Raw genomic sequence first — 17,564 nt, forward strand, 5'->3', positions numbered from 1 at the left:
TCGGGGCGATGGTACTGCTCACTGCCTGGGCAAAAAGCAGAGACACCCAAGCGCGCAGGGAGCAAGGCACCTGGACAATGGGCAACGCTGCCCTGGCTGGCTGGTGAGGCCAGCGTGAACAAGGACGTTCAGCTTCAGTAAATGAATCACGCTTTTAGCTGTTTACAAAATGTCACTTGAGGATACCCAAATGAAATCCATGAAAGCTCTCTTCGTAATCGCCGCTCTGACCGCCTCTTCCCTGGCGATGGCCACAGGTGGCGGTGACAAGACCTTCGCACGCATGGAGTCGGCCCGGAAAGTCTCGATGGAAGCCTTCCAGATTGCACAGAAGCAGAAAGCTGAAGCCGCTGTCGCTCAAAGCAAGGCCAAGGCGACCGATCACACCAACAGCTGATCGGTGTAGCGCCCCCCAATGCCAGTCTCGCTAACCCGCCCCTCACCCGCGCCGCTGCTCCAACCAGGAGAGACGGTGGTCTTGTTCGACGGTGTCTGCAAACTATGCAATGGCTGGGTGAGGTTCTTGATCCGCCACGACCGCCAGCGACGCCTGCGGTTGGCGGCGGTTCAGTCACCCGAGGGGCAGGCTCTGCTCGCATGGGCAGGTTTGCCCCTGGATCAATTCCACACCATGGCGGTGATCCGCGACCGACACTACTGGGAGCGTTCGCAAGCTTTATTCGAAATCATCGCCCGGTTGCCCGCACCCTGGCGCCCTGTGAACCTGTTGCGCATCTTCCCACGCAAGCTTCGAGATTGGGCATACGACCGCATTGCGATTAATCGTTACCGGCTTTTCGGGAAATACGACACCTGCCTGTTGCCGGATCCTGATCATGAACAGCGCTTTTTGAAAGCGCCCCGCTTGAGAAACTGACTATCCCTTCAGGGGCAATCCCCCCAAAAAAGACGCCCGACAATGCCGGGCGTCTGTTCTAAAGGTCTGGACTCAGAAGCGATAGTTGGTGCTCAGCTCCAGCGTCCGTGGGGCACCGGGTGTGATCAGATCCACTGAACCATGCGCCGAAGCGTAATAGTCCTTGTCGAAAACGTTGCGCAGCCGCAGGGCCATGTCCCATTTCGGCTCGTTGTACAGCAGCGCGGCATCCACGGTTGTGTAAGCCGGCATGACCACATTGTTATCCAGCGCGGTATAGCGGTCATCGACATAGTTGGCCCCCATGCCCACACGCCAGGTTTGCGTCAGCGAACGCACCAACCACAGGTTGGCACTGTGGCGCGGCGTCAAGGTGGGTACCTGGCCTTCGTTGGCGACACCGTTGGTAAAGCTGTTGGACTTGGTGATCTCGGCATCCAGAAAGGCGTAACCGGCATAGACCTGCCATTTGTCACTCAACTGCCCGCTGGCGGTCAGCTCAAGGCCATCGGTGCGCTGCTCCCCCGCAAGCACCAGTTTGGTCGGGTTCGCCGGATCGCTGGTTTTCATATTGGTGCGTTCCAGGCGGAACAACGCCGCCGTCAACGCCAGGCGATTGTCGAGCAGGTCCCACTTGCCGCCGATCTCGAAGTTGGTGGTCTCCTCTGGTTCAAGATCCTGGTTCGTTGTACTCAGGGCGAACATCTCGGCGGAGGGTTGGTAGGAACGGCTCACCGACACGTAATAGGACTGCACTTGATCAGGCTGGTAGACCAGGCCGACTCGCGGGCTCCAGGTCGTATCGGTGCGGGACAGCTCGCTGTGCGTCAGGTCATCGGCGTATTCCTGGTCGAACACGTCATAACGCACACCCAGCAGAGCCTTCCACTGCGGCGCCAGCTCGATCAGGTCCTGCACGTAGAATCCGGCGGTGTCCTGGGTATTGGTGCCCTTGGCAGTTTGCCGATTGGCCTGGAACGGCACATCGACCAAGGCATCGCGGTACACCGGCACCCTGGCCACGTTGGATTGGTTGAAAACGGACTGGTCCTTCACCTGACGCCCCAGCTCAACACCATAAAGCAGGTTATGGTTCATCCCGGCGAGCACGGCGCGCTGCTTGAGTTCGGTCTGGTTGAACCAGCCGTCTTCCTTGCGCTGTACGTTGCCGCGATTGAGTTTCACCAGCAGTTCACCATCGGGAGCAGTGACGAAACGTGTCGGGCTGGAGTCAGCAAGTGTGTTGTTGCGATCCAGATCGTAGTGGTAGTAACGACTGGTATTGCTCAGGCTGAAAGCATCGTTGATCCGGTAGTCGACACCCGCCGTGAACGAGAACACCTCGCTGCGGGTGTAGTCATCATCCGGGTCGGCGGCACCGAAGCGCTTTTCGCGGTCTACATCGACCGGACGGTCGCCGAATGCAGGGATGCCGAAGTCGATCAGACGCTTGTCATACAGATAGGTAGCGCCCAGGTTCAGATCCAGATCATCCGAGAGCTTGAAGTAGGCCGAAGGTGCGATGGCCTTGCGGTCGGTGTAGCCGTCATCCCGGAAGGTGTCACTGTTCTCCAGCGCGCCCGTCACACGAAAGGCTTTATCGCCGTGCTGCTGATCGGCCCAACCGGCATCGAACTGAGTGCGTTTTTCGCCCTCGCTGTCGACACTGACGCCGACCTCCTGCCTGGGTGCGAAGTTGGGTGCCTTGCTGATGCTGTTGATCAGCCCCCCCGAAGAACCTCGGCCATAGAGCACCGCAGCCGGCCCCTTGATCACTTCCACCCGCTCGACATTGGAAAGATCCCGGAAGTACAGCGCATCGTCGCGAATGCCATCGACATACATGTCGCCAATGGCACTGAAACCACGGATGGTGACCTGATCGCGCTGACCGTCACCATTGGACAGACCGATACCGGGGACGTTCTTGAGTACGTCCTCCATCGACCGCGCCCCCTGATCCTTGATGACGCTCTGGGGAACCACGTTGACGGTTTGCGGGATATCACGCAGCGGCGCATCGATCTTCAGTGCGCTCCTGCTCTCGGTCGGCATGTAGCTCAGCTCGTTGTACTCACTGTTCACAGCGGTTGCCGGTAGGGTTAGAGCAGACTCCGTTTCTGCCTGTAGATCAGGTACAACCAGAACACCCAGCAACGACAGAGAGGCTGGGTAAATGCGCGATCGAGCCACCATGGACACCTTTGTATGAATTATCGCGCGAATAATAACGATTATCTTTTGTAAGTAAATACATATCATTCCGATACACAACCCGGAACGATCGTCTCAATTGAATGGGTGGTCGACAGAAGCGCTCCGTCCGGATGCCAAGCCTCGGGCGGCTACAGTTCAATATCTGACGCTCGGAGTTGACGGCTGCAGCTCGGCCGAACAGGCATATGAAAAAGGCCGCCCGCAGGCGGCCTTTGATTCACGATGGCATCAGGGCAATGCATAGACCCTGAACAGTTTTTTCACGGTAGCGTTGGTTCCGCCCAGGTACTGGTCGTAGGCCTTTTCTATGAAACCCGAGTAATAGGCTTCACTCAGGGCCATATCGACCAGCAAGCGAAAGTCTTCGTCGTTGCGATCCACGATCATCGCCACCGGCGAGTACTCGAAGATTCGGTCCAGGAGCATCAGGTTCTTGGCCGCGCCCTCCTTGGCGACTTCGTTGCGCAGCAGCATGCGTTCGGAAAAGAAGGCATCGGCCTTGCCCTCGGTGACCAGTTTGACGCCCTCGTCGTTGCTGGCCACGGTCACCAGCGTAGCGATCACGTTGAGCAGGCGCATCTGCTCGCGAATCCAGTCTTCGGTCACACCCCCCTCCAGGGTCGCGTAGGTTTGGTTGGCCAGACCGTTGTTAATGCTGGCACGCCAGGTCGGGCCGGTATTGGCGACCTTGCCATTGAGCACATTGAGCAGTGATTCGCGAGCATCGTTGCGTACCACGACCGAGAGGCCGGCGGTGTAGACCGGTATGGAGTAGCTGATCATCTTGCGCCGTTCCAGGGTAGGCGCAGTCGGCGTGCAGAGGATATCCACCTTGCCCTGGCTGACGGCACTGATCTGGTCCGCAACCGTGACCGGCAGGTAGTGCACTTGCAGGTCGGGCAGACCCAGTTCGCTCTTGAGCTTGTCGGCGATTTTCAGGCACAGGTCGATGGCATAACCGCTGGCCTTGTCGCCTTCCTGCTTGCTGAAGGGCGCCAGGTCCGGCAAGTAGCCCAGGGTAAAGGTGTGGCTGCTGCGCACGCGTTCAAGGGTGTTGGCGCCCGCCACTAGCGGCAGCGTGGAGAGTGCGAAGGCAAGCAGCAGTCTGGTGGTTGTGGCAAATGGTACGTTCATGTCCGGTTTCCCCGTATGCAGATGTCTGTGCAGTCCTGTTGGCCACGCCTAAGGGTTTGCGGCCCTGGCCTGGTTGGCCGCTGGCGCTTCGGTGAAACGCTTGGCGAGGAATCCATAGAGCAGGTAGCCGAAAGCGAGCACCAGGGTGCCGCCCATCACTGCGTCCTTGCCGCAGGCATACAGGGCGTACAAGGAGTACGTGACTGCGATCAGCAAGACCACCACGTTACGCGTGTGGATCGCCGACGAGACCCCGGCCTTGTGCATGATTACCAGCAGGCCCGTCAGCGCAGTGATATAGGGGATGAGGTTGGTGACCGCCGCGAGGCTGACCAGCTTGCTGAACTGGGCAGCGGCATCGGGCGAGATGGTCGACAGGGCCATGAGGGTCTGCAGTACGCCGCAGACGATCATGCCGACGACGGGCGCATTCATGGAGTTGACCTTGCTGAACAGCTTGAGGAACAGGTTCTGGTCAGCCGTCATCTTCGCCGTTTGTGCCAGGGTAAATTGCCAGCCCAGCAGCGAGCCGACACACGCCATGACCGCCAGGGCCATGACGATATTGCCGACCATCGGGCTGAATATCGTGGCGTAGACCAGCGCGAAGGGGGCCGAGGACTTGGCCAACTCAGCGTTGGGAATGATGCCCTGGATGACGGTGGTCGACAGCACATAGACCACGGCTGCACCCAGAGTACCGAACAGGCAGGCCAACGGCACGTTGCGTTTGGGGTTCTCCACGGCGTCGGTGGCCTGGGCCGCCGACTCCATACCCAGGAAGGCCCACAGGGTCAGGGGTATGGCTTTGCTGATGGCTTCGGAAATTGGCAGGCTGTTGGGGTTCCAGGCAGCGGCCAGCACATCGGGCTTGAACCAGAACCAGCCGATGATGCTCAGGCCCGCTACCGGAATGATCACGCCCCACACCGTGAACGCACCGATCTTGCCGGTGATGCCAGGGCCACCGAAGTTGGCGAAGGTGGTCAGCCAGATCAGCCCGATCGTGCCGACGCACAATGGGATGGCTCCGCTACCCAGCCAGGGCACGAAGGCTGTCATGTAGCCCACCGCCGAAATGGCCACGGCCACGTTGGCGATGGCCAGGGACAGGAAGTACAGGTACGAGCAGAGGAAAAAGCCCGACTTTGAATGGGCCTCTTCGGTATAGGCGGACAAGCCGCCGGAGCGAGAGCAGAAGACCCCGCACTGGGCAAAGCAGTAGGCGATGGCCATCGAACCGATCGCGGTGAAGATCCATGACAGCAGCGAGACGGCACCCAGTTGAGCCATGTTGGTGGGCAACATGATGATGCCAGAGCCCATCATGTTGACCGTTACCAGCGTCGTGAGCCCCATCAGGCCCATTTTCTTGCTTGAATCAGCCATCGCAAACTCCTTGCCTTTTGCAGAGTTTTGAACCTGGGTCTGGCGACGTACAGCACGCAGCCGGACAGGGGCTAACGCTTACTGCTTGACCACATGAACCTTGCAGGTTGGACGCTTCTGACCCGTGCAGCATCAGACCTTGATCACGTACCCATACGCCCGGGTACGACCGCCTTCCTGCTTGAGGTACACCCCCTGCAACTCCGGCGTGAAACCGGGCAAGCGGTTGATGCCTTCTTCCAGGGCCAGGAAGTACTTGAGCACTGCGCCGCCCCAGATCTCCCCCGGCACCACGCACAAGACGCCCGGCGGATAAGGCAGCGCGCCCTCGGCGGCAATGCGCCCGTCGGCATCCGCCAGCGCCACCAGTTCGACGTTGCCACGGATGTACTCGATCTGCGCTTGCTGCGGGTTCATGGCCTTTTTCGGGAAGTGTTCCTTGCGGAACATGTCCTTCTGCAACTGCTGCACATTGTGATGGCGATACAAGTCGTGCATTTCCTGGCAGAGCTGGCGAATGGTGTAGTTGCGATAGCGTTCCTGATGCTGCGCGTAGATGGCCGGCAGCACCCGGCTCATCGGCGCGTCATCGCTGATGAAGCGTTCGAAGCGGGCGATCTGCGCCGCCAGGTGGGTCATCTTCGCCCAGTCTTCGGCCGGGGTGAGCAGGAACAGGATCGAGTTGAGGTCGCACTTTTCCGGGACGATGCCGTTCTCGCGCAGGAAGTTGGCCAGAATGCCGGCGTGAATGCCGAAGTCGGTGTAGCTGCCGTCCACCGGGTCGATGCCCGGCGTGGTGAACAGCAACTTGCACGGGTCGATGAAGTACTGCTTCTCGGCGTAGCCGGCAAAGGCGTGCCAGCGGTCCTTGGGATGGAACTCGAAGAAGCGGATGTCGTTGGCGATTTCTTCCGTCGGATAGTCTTCCCAGGCGCGCCCTTCAATGCTGTGCGGCACGAACGGGCGGACCATGGTGCAGGCTTCGAGGATCAGCTTGCGCGCCTCGATGCCGAACTTCACGCAGTCTTCCCACAGGCGCAGGCCGCTGCGCCCGGAATGGATGCGCGCGTTGACATCCAGCGAGGCGAACAGCGGGTAGAACGGGCTGGTGGAGGCCTGGGCCATGAACGCGTTGTTGAGCCGGTGATGGTTGCAATAGCGCGCCTGGCCTTTGATGTGGCGGTCCTTCTTGTGCACCTGGGAGGCCTGGGAAAAACCGGCCTGCTGCTTGTGCACCGACTGGGTGACGAAGATGCCCGGGTCGTTCTCGTCGAGGTCGAGCAACAGTGGCGAGCAGTCCTTCATCATCGGGATGAACTGCTCGTAGCCGACCCACGCCGAGTCGAACAGGATGTAGTCACACAGCTTGCCGATGCGGTCGACCACTTGCCGGGCGTTGTAGATGGTGCCGTCATAGGTGCCCAGTTGAATGATCGCCAGGCGGAACGGCCGCGGCAGTTGCGCCTTGTCCGGGGCGACCTCGGCGATCAGTTCGCGCAGGTAGTCCTCTTCGAAACAGTGGGCGTCGATGCCGCCGATGAAGCCGTAAGGGTTGCGCGCGGTTTCCAGGTACACCGGCGTGGCACCGGCCTGCAGCAACGCGCCCTGGTGATTGGACTTGTGGTTGTTGCGGTCGAACAGCACCAGGTCACCCGGGGTCAACAGGGCGTTGGTCACTACCTTGTTCGAGGCCGAGGTGCCGTTGAGCACGAAGTAGGTCTTGTCCGCATTGAACACCTGCGCGGCGTGTTTCTGCGCCAGCAGCGCCGGGCCTTCGTGGATCAGCAGGTCACCGAGCTTGACGTCGGCGTTGCACATGTCGGCGCGAAACAGCGTCTCGCCGAAGAAGTCGAAGAACTGCCGCCCCGCCGGGTGCTTGCGAAAGAACTGGCCGCCTTGGTGGCCGGGGCAGGCAAAGGTGGCGTTGGCCGCCTCGGTGTAGTGTTTGAGCGAATCGAAGAACGGCGGCAGCAGGCTTGCTTCGTAAGCCTTGGCGGCGGTCTCCAGTTGGTTGCCGTGGTATTCGGCATTATTGCTGGATAAGTCGAAGACTCCATTGACCTGCAAGATGACATCCTGCAGTTGCTTGTAAATCGCCAGGGAGCGATTGCTGCGGCCCTGAGACGCCACCAGGAAGATCGGAATGTCGAAGCCGGTGCGCTTGATGGCATCCAGCACCCCGGCGGCCAAGTCATCAACGCAGAGCACGGCGACAGCGACATCGGTAAAGTCCGTCTGGTCGAACCGGACGATTTCACGGGAATTATCAAAACACTCCCGGACCGCATCGCTGGCAGCGATTTTCAAAGCGTTCATATCCAGAATCTCTCGGTCTGCTTGACGTTGAAGTTCCTGGGGCGACCCTTTTCATAGGCGTCATGTCCCGGGTCCGGAGCGATTGCCCTATTGGGTATAGTCCATTTTTACAATCTGTTACCCCTTGCCGATATTTTATCGGTGAATGCAACACCCCATCGGTTGCCTCCAACCTTTGGGGTGCTGTTCATCAAGCCATCAGGTGCGCCCGGCGGAACCTGTCACAGGCAGATTCCCGAGCAGCTTGAGCCCGGTACTCTTCACGAACGTCTCATAGTCCATCGGCTTCTCGATCCGGGTTTCTGCGTTAGGCAGCACGTAGGCCCAGGCACGTTGAGACGATGCGTCGTACACCAGCTTGAACAGGCGGGTCGGCACCCAGACCTGGTTGTCGCCGATGGTCGAGTGACCCGGGTCAAAGAGCGGGCCGGTAAAGACAAACACGTTGCCATCGGCGCGCTTGGCAAACTTGCGGACGTCAGACTCGACCTTGCTCCAGATCTTGCGGTTGTTGGTCGGGTCCTGCGGCACCATGTTCGACAGCGCAAAGGATTGGGCCATCGCATTGGGATTCGGTGCATCGGCTGCCGGGGATTGATGGCCACGGTCCACGGCCGGGTGCTGGCTGCGGTAGTCGCTCAACTCGGCGCGCCCACTCTTGGGAATGCGCGGGTCCGGGTAGAACTGGTTGGTGCGCTCCTCCCCTTTGGCATCCTGCAACTGGGCCGCATTCAGGCGTTCGACCACCACCAGCGGGGTCTTGCTGGTTTGCGAGTACAGCACCGCGAAGTTGTCGGAACACAGTGCCATGGGTTTCATGGAGGCAGGCACCGTGGCCGTGTTGATCGGTTTCGCTGCCGGGAACAGTTCTGCGCAGCCGTCAAACGATGCCTGTTTCTGTTTGTTTGAATAGAGGTCCAGGGCCGCTTTCTGGCTGATCGAGCCCGAACGGGAGGTTTGTTCATGTTGCGCGGTGGGTGGCTTGAGCAGATCCAGCAGACTGCGGGCTTGCGCCCCAGGCGAGAGCAAAACAAGGGCCGACAGCCCAACTGCAATTTTGCGTAGGTACATGGATTAAATCTTCGAACGGGATTGAGGGATAAACGTACGGCGAGGCCCGATTCACGGAACCGGGTGGAGGGCTTGCTGATTATGTGGCGGCGATCATGCTTTCGCTGTCCTTGATCAAGTTATCGATGCGGGGCCGGTCGGTTCGACCGCTGAGGGTCATGCGGGGTGTATGGACCATGACAAGACCGGTTAGTGCAATGCCGTACTCAGCAGCCATATTATTGTGACGCTGTGGTGGATGACTTATCCAGCACCCCTCGATACCCTTTCGCCCCCGGGTGCCTGATGGCAATTCAGGCCAAATCACACTTCATCCAGACGAACCAAAAATGAAATCCTCCGCAGGTTTGCTGTTGTCAGGTATCGAACTGGACCGTACCAGCTCCATCCCCTTGTACCGCCAACTCTACTTGCAGATTCGCAAACAGATTCTCAGCGGCAGGATTCAGGGTGGCGTGCGCCTGCCATCGACCCGGACCCTGAGCAAGGAGCTGCAGCTGTCGCGAATCAGCATTCTCAATGCGTTCGATCAACTGATTGCCGAAGGTTTTCTCACGTCGCGGACCGGGGCCGGGACTTACGTCGGCCATGAATGGGAAAGCCGTGGTATCGAGGATGATGAGCACAAGCGCCAGCCTCCTCGCCTGTCCGACCTGAGCCAGTCCATGCTGTCGTTGCGCAGCGATCATTTCCGCGGTGTTTCCTATGCCGACTGGGCGACCGGCAGCCCGACCTCGTTCCTGCCCAGCCACAGCGCCTACGATGCGTTCCCGCAATCGGTCTGGAAACGGCTGTTGAATCGTCATCTGCACAAGCCGACCAAGGCCATGCTCGGCTATGGCGAACTGCAAGGTTTGCTGGCCCTGCGCGAGGCGATTGCCGAGTACGTCTTCGATGCCCGTGGCATTGATTGCAGTGCCGATCAGGTGGTCATCGTGTCCGGCGCCCAGCAAGCCTTCAACCTGCTGGGCATGCTGTTGCTCAATCCGCAGGACAGCTTCTGGATGGAGGATCCGGGGCATATCGCGGCGCGAATTGCGCTCCAGGCCCAGGGTGGTCAGGTCGTGCCGTTGCGTATCGACGAACAGGGGATCGATGTCCGGCAAGGCCTGGCCCTGTGCCCTGACGCCCGCCTGGTGTTTACCACACCCTCTCGCCAGCATCCCCTGGGCGTCACCATGAGTTATGGGCGGCGCCAGGAACTCATCGACTGGGCCGCCCAGAATCAAAGCTGGATCATCGAGGACGACTGCGACAGCGAGTTCCGCTACAACGGCCGTCCCCTGCCGGCACTCTATGCCATGGACCAATGGGCCCGGGTTATCTACGCCGGAACCTTCAGTAAAGTGCTCTTCCCCTCGCTACGACTGGGTTACGTGATACTGCCGAACGCCCTGATCGACCCCTTCTGCACCCTGCGGGCGGTCATGGATCGCAGCCCGCCCACCCTGCTCCAGGCCGTCACGGCGGACTTCATGCGCGAAGGCCACTTTCTCGGCCATATTCGTCGAATGCGCGCCCTGTATCAGGCTCGCCAGCAGGCACTGGTCGAACACCTGCAGAAACGGCTGGGGACTTTCTTCAGGATCACGCCGGTGGAAGCCGGCATGCACCTGATCGCCTGGTTACCCGCGCATCTCGACGACGACGCCCTGGCCAGGGAACTTGGCGAGCATGGCATTCATACCTATCCCCTGAGCGACTACTGCGTCGAACATGTCTTGCCGCCGGCGCTGCTCATCGGCTTCGCCAGCACCCCTGAGGACCAGGCCGAAGTGCGCGTCGAAGCGCTGGCCCAGGCCCTGGACAAAATGGGCTACCTGCAGCCGGCCACTTGACCCAAGGCAAGTGGTCTTATGATTTAACTGATAATGGATCTATCGAGAGTTCCTGACTGGCGCGATAAAGGCTGCGCCGGTAGACCCGGTGTCTGAACCAGGAACGACTCGAATGAACAATAAGATCCAGGAACGATTCAACGCCTTGCTCAGCCATAAGGCTGTCGAGGCCGAGGCTCCCCCCCTACTGACCGAGGCACTGGCCCGCCAGTTGCTCGACCGACTGGCGCAACTGCGCCTGTTTGCCCATGCCTATCCCTTGCTGACCAACCTGACCCACGGCCGTGTCACCCCTGGCGACCTGCTGGACTTCGCCTATCGCCACGAACTGCAGGGCCTGAGCCTGCACCTGCTCGACGGTGAGGAAAACAGCCTGAGCCAAATGAACGCCGCGCAGCTTCAGGCGTTCGCTGCCAAGGCCAATGCCCTCGGGCTCGATGTGCATCTGGAAATCAGCAGCACCCTGAAAAAGGATGTCGATCAAGTGATCGCCATCGCCAAGGCGCTGGGCACCCGCAACATCCGTGTCTACTCACGCTACGAAGGGGCGCTGTCCCGGGTCATGGACGTGATCGAGTCGGACCTGCACTACCTCGCGCAACAGGCAGACGAGCACGACCTGTTCTTCGACTTCGAGCAGCATGAAGAACTCAAGAGCGGCGAGATCGCTCAACTGCTGGGCCGCCTGAACCACCCTCGCCTGCACGCCCTGTTCGACTTCGGCAACATGATCAACGCCTGCGAACAGCCCCTGGCGGCACTGCGCGCCCTGGCCCCGCACATACGCCAGACCCATCTCAAGGGTGTGCGCATCGTGCCTGAGCAAAACGGCTTCGGGCATTACGGCGTGCTGCAAGGCAGTGACGAAGACGACCTGCCCAGCGCACGCATGCTGTTCGAATTGCTGATGCTCGGCGAATCAACCCCGCAGGTGATCGCCTTCATTCTCGAGCAGGAAAACCACTACGTCGCCCCGGCGTTCCGCCAGCTCGACGAAGCCGCCGACCCGTTCATTGCGTACCGGGAAATGAGTGAAACCGCGCTGCCCGAAGGCTTCTCGCTGGAGCGAATGCTGGCCGATGAGCATCGTTGGGCAAACAACCAGGTCGCCTACGTACGAGGTCTGCTGGCCGAGTTCCGCACCCTGGCCGAGTTGACCCTGGCCCATTGCGCTAACGCCTGAACCTGACGTGCCGACCGGCACTGCCTACCCAATTACGCCTGGAGAACAATAATGACATCCCAAGACAAGGCCAAATGGCTCAGATTCCTGATTCTCATCCTCGGTGGCGGCACCATCTACAAGCTGGCGAATCTCAAAGACGCCTTTTACATCCCCATGCAAGAATTCATGGGGCTGTCCCACACTGAAATCGGCGTGCTGCTGAGCGCCAACGCCATCATCGCCACCGCGCTGTTCGTGGTCGGCGGCATGCTCGCCGACCGGTTCGATACGCGCAAGCTGATCCCCCTCGGCCTGATCGGTACCGGGGGCCTGGGGCTCTACCTGGCGACCTTTCCACCCTTCAGCAACCTGCTGGTTGTGTTCTGCCTGCTGGCCGTGTGTGCCGACTGCCTCTTTTGGCCTTCGCTGCTCAAAGCCATCCGCAACCTGGGCGACGATAAGGAACAGGGTCGCCTGTTCGGCCTGCTCGAAGGCGGGCGTGGCGTCATCGATACCCTGGTCGCCTTCTCTGCGCTGGGTGTCTTCGTCGCCATGGGCTCCGGTGAAAACGGTCTGAAATCGGCGATCCTCTTCTACTCGGTCATCGACATTCTTGCCGGCACCCTGACCTGGCTGCTGCTCAAGAGCGGCAAAACCCAGTCGACCGTCAAGCCGAAGAACGGGTTGTCCAACCTGCTCGAGGCCATCAAGGTGCCGGGCATCTGGCTGGTCAGCCTCAACGTGTTCATGGTCTACATCGTGTACTGCGGCCTGACCTATTTCATTCCCTACCTCAAGGAAATGTACGAACTGCCCGTGGCCCTGGTAGGCGCCTACGGCATCATCAACCAGTACTTCCTCAAGATCCTGGGCGGCCCTGCCGGTGGCTTCATTGCCGACAAACAGTTCAAGAGTTCCAGCCGCTATCTGAAGTGGGCATTCCTGGCGTTGTTGCCGCTGATGGGCGTCATCATGCTCATCCCGAAAAGCCCGGATTTCATCTACGCCGGCATGGCGGCCACCCTTTCCTTCGCGCTGATTGTCTTTTCCATGCGCGGCGTGTTCTGGGCACCCATGGGTGAAGTCGGCATTCCCCAGCACATCACCGGTTCAGCCTTTGGGATCGGTTGCCTGATCGGCTATGCGCCCGGCATGTTCGCCTACGTCATCTATGGCGCAATCCTTGACCACTTCCCGGGTCAACAGGGCTACAACTACGTGTTCTCGTTGATGAGCGTATTGGCCATTGTCGGGTTCCTGGTGTCCAGCCTGCTGTATCAAGCAGTCCGCAAAAATGCCACGATCACTGGCAAGGTCAGCGCCGCGCAAGCCTGAATATAGGTGGGTGTACGCGTTGCGGCGGTAACCGAATCCTCTCGGTTACCGCCGCACAGGGTCGCCATCAAAATGCGAAATCGGCCTCGTCCATGGCCATCAGGCAATGGGCACCGCCCAGCAGGCTTTCGCGGTGGCCACTGGCACGGGGCAGCACCCGGCGCCAGTAAAAATCCGCCGCTTGCAGCTTGGCCCGATAGAACCCGGGTTCGTCGGTGCCTGCATCCAGTGCGGCTTGGGCACGCACAGCCGCCTGCAACCACAGCCCGCCCACCAGCACATAAGCGCTGTACGCCAGGAAGTCCACCGACATGGCGCCGATTTCCTGCACATCATGCCGACACGCCTCGACCACCTCGGTACCCAGTTCACGCCACTCGGCGAGACGCTGTTGCATGGCCTTGGCCATCTCCCTCAGCGATGCTTGCGAACCGGCCACGTCGACATGCACGGCCAGTTCATCGATCAGGGCGCCCAACTCCGTTGCGCCGTCGCCCAGCACCTTGCGCCGAAGCAGATCCAGCGCCTGGATACCGTTGGTCCCCTCGTATAGCTGAGTGATGCGGCTGTCGCGCATCAATTGCTCCATGCCCCACTCGCGGATGTAACCGTGACCGCCGTACAACTGAACGCCCAGGCTGGCGACTTCCTGGCCGACGTCGGTGAAGAAGGCCTTGACGATCGGAATCAGCAGCGCCGCCCGACGACTCGCCTTCTGGCGAGCCTCGGGTTGTGGGTCGCCGTGTTCAAGGTCCAGTTGCAGCGCGGTGTAGGCGGCGAGCAAGCGGCAACCTTCGCTCAAGGTTTTTTGCGTCAGCAGCATGCGCCGTACATCGGGATGCACGATGATCGGGTCGGCGTTCTTGTCCGGTGCCACCGGGCCGCTGATGGCCCGCGACTGCAGGCGCTCGCGGGCATAAGCCAGGCCACCCTGGAAGGCGGCTTCGGCGATGCCCAGTCCCTGCAGGCCAACCTGGAAGCGTGCATCGTTCATCATGGTGAACATGCAGGCCAGCCCCTGATTCGGTTCACCGATCAACCAGCCTTGTGCGCCGTCGAAGTTCATCACGCAGGTGGACGCGCCCTTGATGCCCATCTTGTGTTCCAGTGCGCCGCAACTCAGCGAATTGCGCGGCCCCGGTGCTCCATCGGCCGCGGCAATGAACTTGGGCACCAGGAACAGGCTGATGCCCTTCACCCCGGCCGGTGCATCCGGCAAACGGGCAAGGACCAGGTGAATGATGTTGGCGGTCAGGTCCTGCTCGCCACCGCTGATGAAGATCTTGCTGCCGCTGACCTGATAGCTGCCGTCGGCTCGAGGCTGGGCACGGGTTCGCAGCAGGGCCAGGTCGGTACCGGCCTGGGGCTCGGTGAGGCACATGGTGCCGGACCATTCACCGCTGACCATTTTTTCCAGGTACGCCCGTTTGAGCGCCTCGCTGCCATGGCGATGCAATGCAAGCACCGCGCCTTCGGTGAGGCCGGAATAAATGCGAAAGGACAATGAGGCGGCCATCAGCATTTCGTGGAAGCTGGCCGATATCAGTTGCGGGAAACCCTGGCCGGCGAACTCCAGCGGTCCGGTCATGCTGGCCCAGCCGTTATCGACGTACTGCCGATAGGCGTCGCGAAATCCCTGGGGCGTAGTGACGTGGCCGTCGTGAAGCCGGCAACCCTGCTCGTCACTGTTGCGGTTCAGCGGTGCGACCACTTCGGCGGCGAAGCGGGCGGCTTCTTCAAGGACGCCGTCGATGGTTTCCCGGTCCAGCCCCTTGCTCAACCGCTCGCAATGACCACTGACATCGAACAGTTCGTGCAGCACAAAACGCATGTCGCGCAGGGGAGCTTGATACTTCATGGCGGGCCTCATGGGTTGGCAGAGCGGAAAAGATTGCCGTCACCCTAAGCAGGCGCCTACTATTTTTGAAATTTCATTTTCGTATGCCTGGTATTTGTAATTTGAATTTAAAAAACTTCGATCTGAATTTGCTCCGCGTACTCGATATGCTGCTGCGCGAACAGAACGTGTCGCGAGCAGCCGAACGCCTGGCCCTCAGCCAGCCCACCGTCAGCAACGCCCTCGCCCGCCTGCGCTCACTGTTCGACGACCCCTTGCTGGTGCGGGTTGGCCGCCACATGCAACCCACCTCCCGGGCGCTGGCGCTTGAAGGGCCGATTCGCGCGGCCTTGCAACAGATCGAACAGACACTCAATGCCGGAGAAACCTTCGACCCACGCCTGAGCCAGCAGCAGGTGCGCATCGCGCTGACTGACTTTGTCGAACAGCTGTGCATGCCGCCCTTGCTTGCGCGCCTGGGTGAGCTAGCGCCAAACCTGCGTATCGACGTTGCTCACCTCGCCCCCAGCCTTCCTGCCGAACTGCTGGACCGGGGTGAACTGGACATGGTTCTGGGACGCTTCGAGGAAGTGCCGGCGCGTTTCACCCGCCGTGCCTGGCACAGCGAAACCCTGCGACTGGCGGTGCGCAAGCAGCATCCGCTGGCACACGACCCACTCACACTGGATAACTTCCTGAGGCTGCGCCATCTCTGGGTGAGTGGCGGCCAGTCGCGCGGCATGGTCGACCAATGGCTGGGCAAGCAAGGCCTGTCGAGAAAAATCGTCTACACCACACCCAACTACCTGCAGGCGGCGCACCTGGTCGCCCATTCGGACTTGAGCGTCGTCCTGCCGACCCAGCTGGCCAATCAATTCGCGCAACTGCTACCACTGCAGGTGTTCGAATTGCCGTTCGACGTCGGCTCGTTCCACCTTGAACTGGTGTATCTGGCGCAACGCCAACATGAGCCGGCGCTGGCGTGGTTGATCGAGCAAATCCTGGCGGTGCGTCCGGCTTGAACCGGCGATGCTCCGGCTGATCATCGGTGGTGCCTGGTACGCCCGTGAAACTGTCGGATCGCCATACAGTGAACTACTGTCAGTCATGGGCGTGGCGCCCACAGCGAATCTCCAGATATCCGTTGAGTTGCAGGTCAAGATCTGGCGAACGGATGGCACGGTGATCTACGGCACGAACAGAGCTATCACCGACCGAAAATTCCCACTCGATGAAATCACCGAGGCACTCAAGGGCAATGTGGTCACCGACCTCAAAGACCTGGACGAGGATGAGAACGAGTTCGAACGCAAGCTCAACGTACCGCTCTATGAGATCTACGCACCCCTGCGGGATTCACGCACCGGAGATATCATCCCGGTGGGCGAATTCTATGAAAAGGCCGATAGCCTCAAGCGCGAGATCAGTCGCGTCCGGCAGCAGGTATGGGCGGATGTGGGCACCGCGACACTGGCAATGCTGACGCTGCTCTTCTTCATCGTGCGACGCAGTGACAAGATTATCCAGCAACAGCAACAGCAAGTGGCGCTGCGCTTGCGGCTGCAGGAACAAACCCGCTTGCACATCAGCAATGCCGAACTCCAGCACAAGATGGCGACGGCTACCCAGGAATTTTCCCGGGTCAACGAACTCACCTTGCGGCGCATTGGCGCAGACCTGCACGATGGGCCGGCGCAGTTGTTGACCTTGATTCTGATCCGCCTCGACGACCTGGCCGAAAACTGCTCCGCGGTCGATCAGGAGTCGCTGGAAACCATTCGTGGCGCGGCCACCGACGCATTGAATGAGGTCCGGTCCGCTGACACCTTTCAACACATACCCGCGCGCGCCGGCATCCAGTGCCAGAAGGGCGTCATCTTCGGGATGCCTTTCTCCAGCTCGCTTATGCGCCGGGACAGGGTCGAGTTGGGGATCCCCAGGGTTTCTGCCGCGCGACTGAAACTGCGCGCCTTTACCACCTCGACAAACAGCGCCATATCGTTGAGATATTCCAAGGCATTATCCCATTAATGGATTAGTCATTTCGTCAATGCCATGGACGATGAAAACTTCGCCGCCGCCGTCAAGGCTACCGGCCGCAAAAAACTGATTATTGCCGGTGTCACCAATGACGTCTGCACCGTTTACCCGGCCCTTAGCCTGGTACGTGACGGCTTTGAAGTTCAGGTAGTCGCTGATGGCGGAGGTTGACCCAGCGTCATGGCCGATGACATCGCCCTGCGCCGAATGGACAAGGGCGGCGTGACATTGACCACCACCAACCAACTGATTGCCGAACTGGCTGGAAGCTGGGCGACTCCAGAAGGTGGGCAGTTGGTACAAGTGCTGATGGAAGCACTTCAAGGTTAAGACGTTTACAGGGCA

Annotated in this window: 12 protein-coding genes and 4 pseudogenes; 8 read left to right on the forward strand and 8 right to left on the reverse strand. The window is 60.2% G+C overall.

Features of this window, described 5'->3' with window-relative positions; all coding sequences use genetic code 11:
• Positions 1–190 precede the first annotated feature (190 nt).
• Positions 191–397 (forward strand): co-regulatory protein PtrA N-terminal domain-containing protein, encoded by a 207-nt coding sequence (locus tag PMI34_RS11315; RefSeq protein WP_008050971.1) that lies wholly within the window; start codon positions 191–193, stop codon positions 395–397.
• An 18-nt stretch (positions 398–415) separates the two neighbouring features.
• A complete protein-coding gene (locus tag PMI34_RS11310) occupies positions 416–877 on the forward strand; it encodes a thiol-disulfide oxidoreductase DCC family protein (RefSeq protein WP_032829726.1) in 462 nt (153 codons plus the stop codon).
• A 72-nt stretch (positions 878–949) separates the two neighbouring features.
• Here PMI34_RS11310 and PMI34_RS11305 read toward each other — a convergent pair whose 3' ends face one another.
• The 5 genes from PMI34_RS11305 to PMI34_RS11285 form a co-directional block, all read right to left on the reverse strand.
• A complete protein-coding gene (locus tag PMI34_RS11305) occupies positions 950–3,073 on the reverse strand; it encodes a TonB-dependent receptor (protein ID WP_008050988.1) in 2,124 nt (707 codons plus the stop codon).
• A gap of 249 nt (positions 3,074–3,322) precedes the next feature.
• Positions 3,323–4,228 carry an amino acid ABC transporter substrate-binding protein gene (locus PMI34_RS11300; RefSeq protein ID WP_008050991.1) on the reverse strand — a complete coding sequence of 302 codons (906 nt, stop codon included), beginning with the start codon at positions 4,226–4,228 and terminating at the stop codon, positions 3,323–3,325.
• 48 nt (positions 4,229–4,276) lie between these two features.
• On the reverse strand, positions 4,277–5,617 hold the full coding sequence (gene potE / locus PMI34_RS11295) for a putrescine-ornithine antiporter (protein ID WP_008050993.1): 1,341 nt from the start codon (positions 5,615–5,617) through the stop codon (positions 4,277–4,279).
• A 132-nt stretch (positions 5,618–5,749) separates the two neighbouring features.
• Positions 5,750–7,933, reverse strand: a complete 2,184-nt coding sequence (speF, locus tag PMI34_RS11290) for an ornithine decarboxylase SpeF (RefSeq protein WP_008050995.1) — start codon at positions 7,931–7,933, stop codon at positions 5,750–5,752.
• Positions 7,934–8,131: 198 nt separating this feature from the next.
• The gene (locus PMI34_RS11285) at positions 8,132–9,004 is read right to left on the reverse strand and encodes a DNA/RNA non-specific endonuclease (RefSeq protein WP_008050998.1); all 873 of its coding nucleotides are present in this window, start codon (positions 9,002–9,004) and stop codon (positions 8,132–8,134) included.
• Between the two features lie 329 nt (positions 9,005–9,333).
• Here PMI34_RS11285 and pdxR point away from each other — a divergent pair, with 329 nt between their 5' ends.
• The 3 genes from pdxR to PMI34_RS11270 all read left to right on the forward strand — a co-directional run bounded on the left by pdxR (position 9,334) and on the right by PMI34_RS11270 (position 13,342).
• A complete protein-coding gene (pdxR, locus tag PMI34_RS11280) occupies positions 9,334–10,842 on the forward strand; it encodes a MocR-like pyridoxine biosynthesis transcription factor PdxR (protein WP_008050999.1) in 1,509 nt (502 codons plus the stop codon).
• A 112-nt stretch (positions 10,843–10,954) separates the two neighbouring features.
• A complete protein-coding gene (locus PMI34_RS11275; RefSeq protein ID WP_008051001.1) occupies positions 10,955–12,025 on the forward strand; it encodes a sugar phosphate isomerase/epimerase family protein in 1,071 nt (356 codons plus the stop codon).
• Between the two features lie 51 nt (positions 12,026–12,076).
• Positions 12,077–13,342 carry an MFS transporter gene (locus tag PMI34_RS11270; RefSeq protein WP_008051003.1) on the forward strand — a complete coding sequence of 422 codons (1,266 nt, stop codon included), beginning with the start codon at positions 12,077–12,079 and terminating at the stop codon, positions 13,340–13,342.
• A gap of 67 nt (positions 13,343–13,409) precedes the next feature.
• Here PMI34_RS11270 and PMI34_RS11265 read toward each other — a convergent pair whose 3' ends face one another.
• A complete protein-coding gene (locus PMI34_RS11265) occupies positions 13,410–15,200 on the reverse strand; it encodes an acyl-CoA dehydrogenase C-terminal domain-containing protein (RefSeq protein WP_008051005.1) in 1,791 nt (596 codons plus the stop codon).
• 83 nt (positions 15,201–15,283) lie between these two features.
• Between PMI34_RS11265 and PMI34_RS11260 the strand changes: the two genes are divergently transcribed.
• Both PMI34_RS11260 and PMI34_RS0127350 read left to right on the forward strand, forming a co-directional pair.
• Positions 15,284–16,201: a LysR family transcriptional regulator gene (locus PMI34_RS11260; RefSeq protein ID WP_008051007.1), complete on the forward strand. Its 918-nt coding sequence runs from the start codon at positions 15,284–15,286 to the stop codon at positions 16,199–16,201.
• 127 nt (positions 16,202–16,328) lie between these two features.
• Positions 16,329–16,994, forward strand: a pseudogene (locus tag PMI34_RS0127350) (histidine kinase); the annotation flags it as partial.
• Here the strand turns inward: PMI34_RS0127350 and PMI34_RS29350 are convergent.
• Positions 16,974–17,060 (reverse strand): annotated as a pseudogene (locus PMI34_RS29350) (DNA-binding response regulator); the annotation flags it as partial. The pseudogenes PMI34_RS0127350 and PMI34_RS29350 overlap by 21 nt on opposite strands.
• 2 nt (positions 17,061–17,062) lie before the next feature.
• Positions 17,063–17,194, reverse strand: a pseudogene (locus PMI34_RS28265) (helix-turn-helix domain-containing protein); the annotation flags it as partial.
• Positions 17,195–17,225: 31 nt separating this feature from the next.
• Between PMI34_RS28265 and PMI34_RS0127355 the strand changes: the two are divergent.
• A pseudogene (locus PMI34_RS0127355) lies at positions 17,226–17,549 on the forward strand (isochorismatase family protein); the annotation flags it as partial.
• Between the last annotated feature and the right edge of the window lie 15 nt (positions 17,550–17,564).

Origin of the sequence: Pseudomonas sp. GM74 (genome assembly GCF_000282455.1) — a bacterium.
Taxonomy (GTDB): Bacteria; Pseudomonadota; Gammaproteobacteria; order Pseudomonadales; family Pseudomonadaceae; genus Aquipseudomonas.

Bases quoted from the DNA above. Each gene is read 5' to 3' on its own strand.
- PMI34_RS11315 (WP_008050971.1), top strand. From the start codon at position 191: ATGAAATCCATGAAAGCTCTCTTCGTAATCGCCGCTCTGACCGCCTCT.
- PMI34_RS11310 (WP_032829726.1), top strand. From the start codon at position 416: ATGCCAGTCTCGCTAACCCGCCCCTCACCCGCGCCGCTGCTCCAACCA.
- PMI34_RS11305 (WP_008050988.1), bottom strand. From the start codon at position 3,073: ATGGTGGCTCGATCGCGCATTTACCCAGCCTCTCTGTCGTTGCTGGGT.
- PMI34_RS11300 (WP_008050991.1), bottom strand. From the start codon at position 4,228: ATGAACGTACCATTTGCCACAACCACCAGACTGCTGCTTGCCTTCGCA.
- potE (WP_008050993.1), bottom strand. From the start codon at position 5,617: ATGGCTGATTCAAGCAAGAAAATGGGCCTGATGGGGCTCACGACGCTG.
- speF (WP_008050995.1), bottom strand. From the start codon at position 7,933: ATGAACGCTTTGAAAATCGCTGCCAGCGATGCGGTCCGGGAGTGTTTT.
- PMI34_RS11285 (WP_008050998.1), bottom strand. From the start codon at position 9,004: ATGTACCTACGCAAAATTGCAGTTGGGCTGTCGGCCCTTGTTTTGCTC.
- pdxR (WP_008050999.1), top strand. From the start codon at position 9,334: ATGAAATCCTCCGCAGGTTTGCTGTTGTCAGGTATCGAACTGGACCGT.
- PMI34_RS11275 (WP_008051001.1), top strand. From the start codon at position 10,955: ATGAACAATAAGATCCAGGAACGATTCAACGCCTTGCTCAGCCATAAG.
- PMI34_RS11270 (WP_008051003.1), top strand. From the start codon at position 12,077: ATGACATCCCAAGACAAGGCCAAATGGCTCAGATTCCTGATTCTCATC.
- PMI34_RS11265 (WP_008051005.1), bottom strand. From the start codon at position 15,200: ATGAAGTATCAAGCTCCCCTGCGCGACATGCGTTTTGTGCTGCACGAA.
- PMI34_RS11260 (WP_008051007.1), top strand. From the start codon at position 15,284: ATGCCTGGTATTTGTAATTTGAATTTAAAAAACTTCGATCTGAATTTG.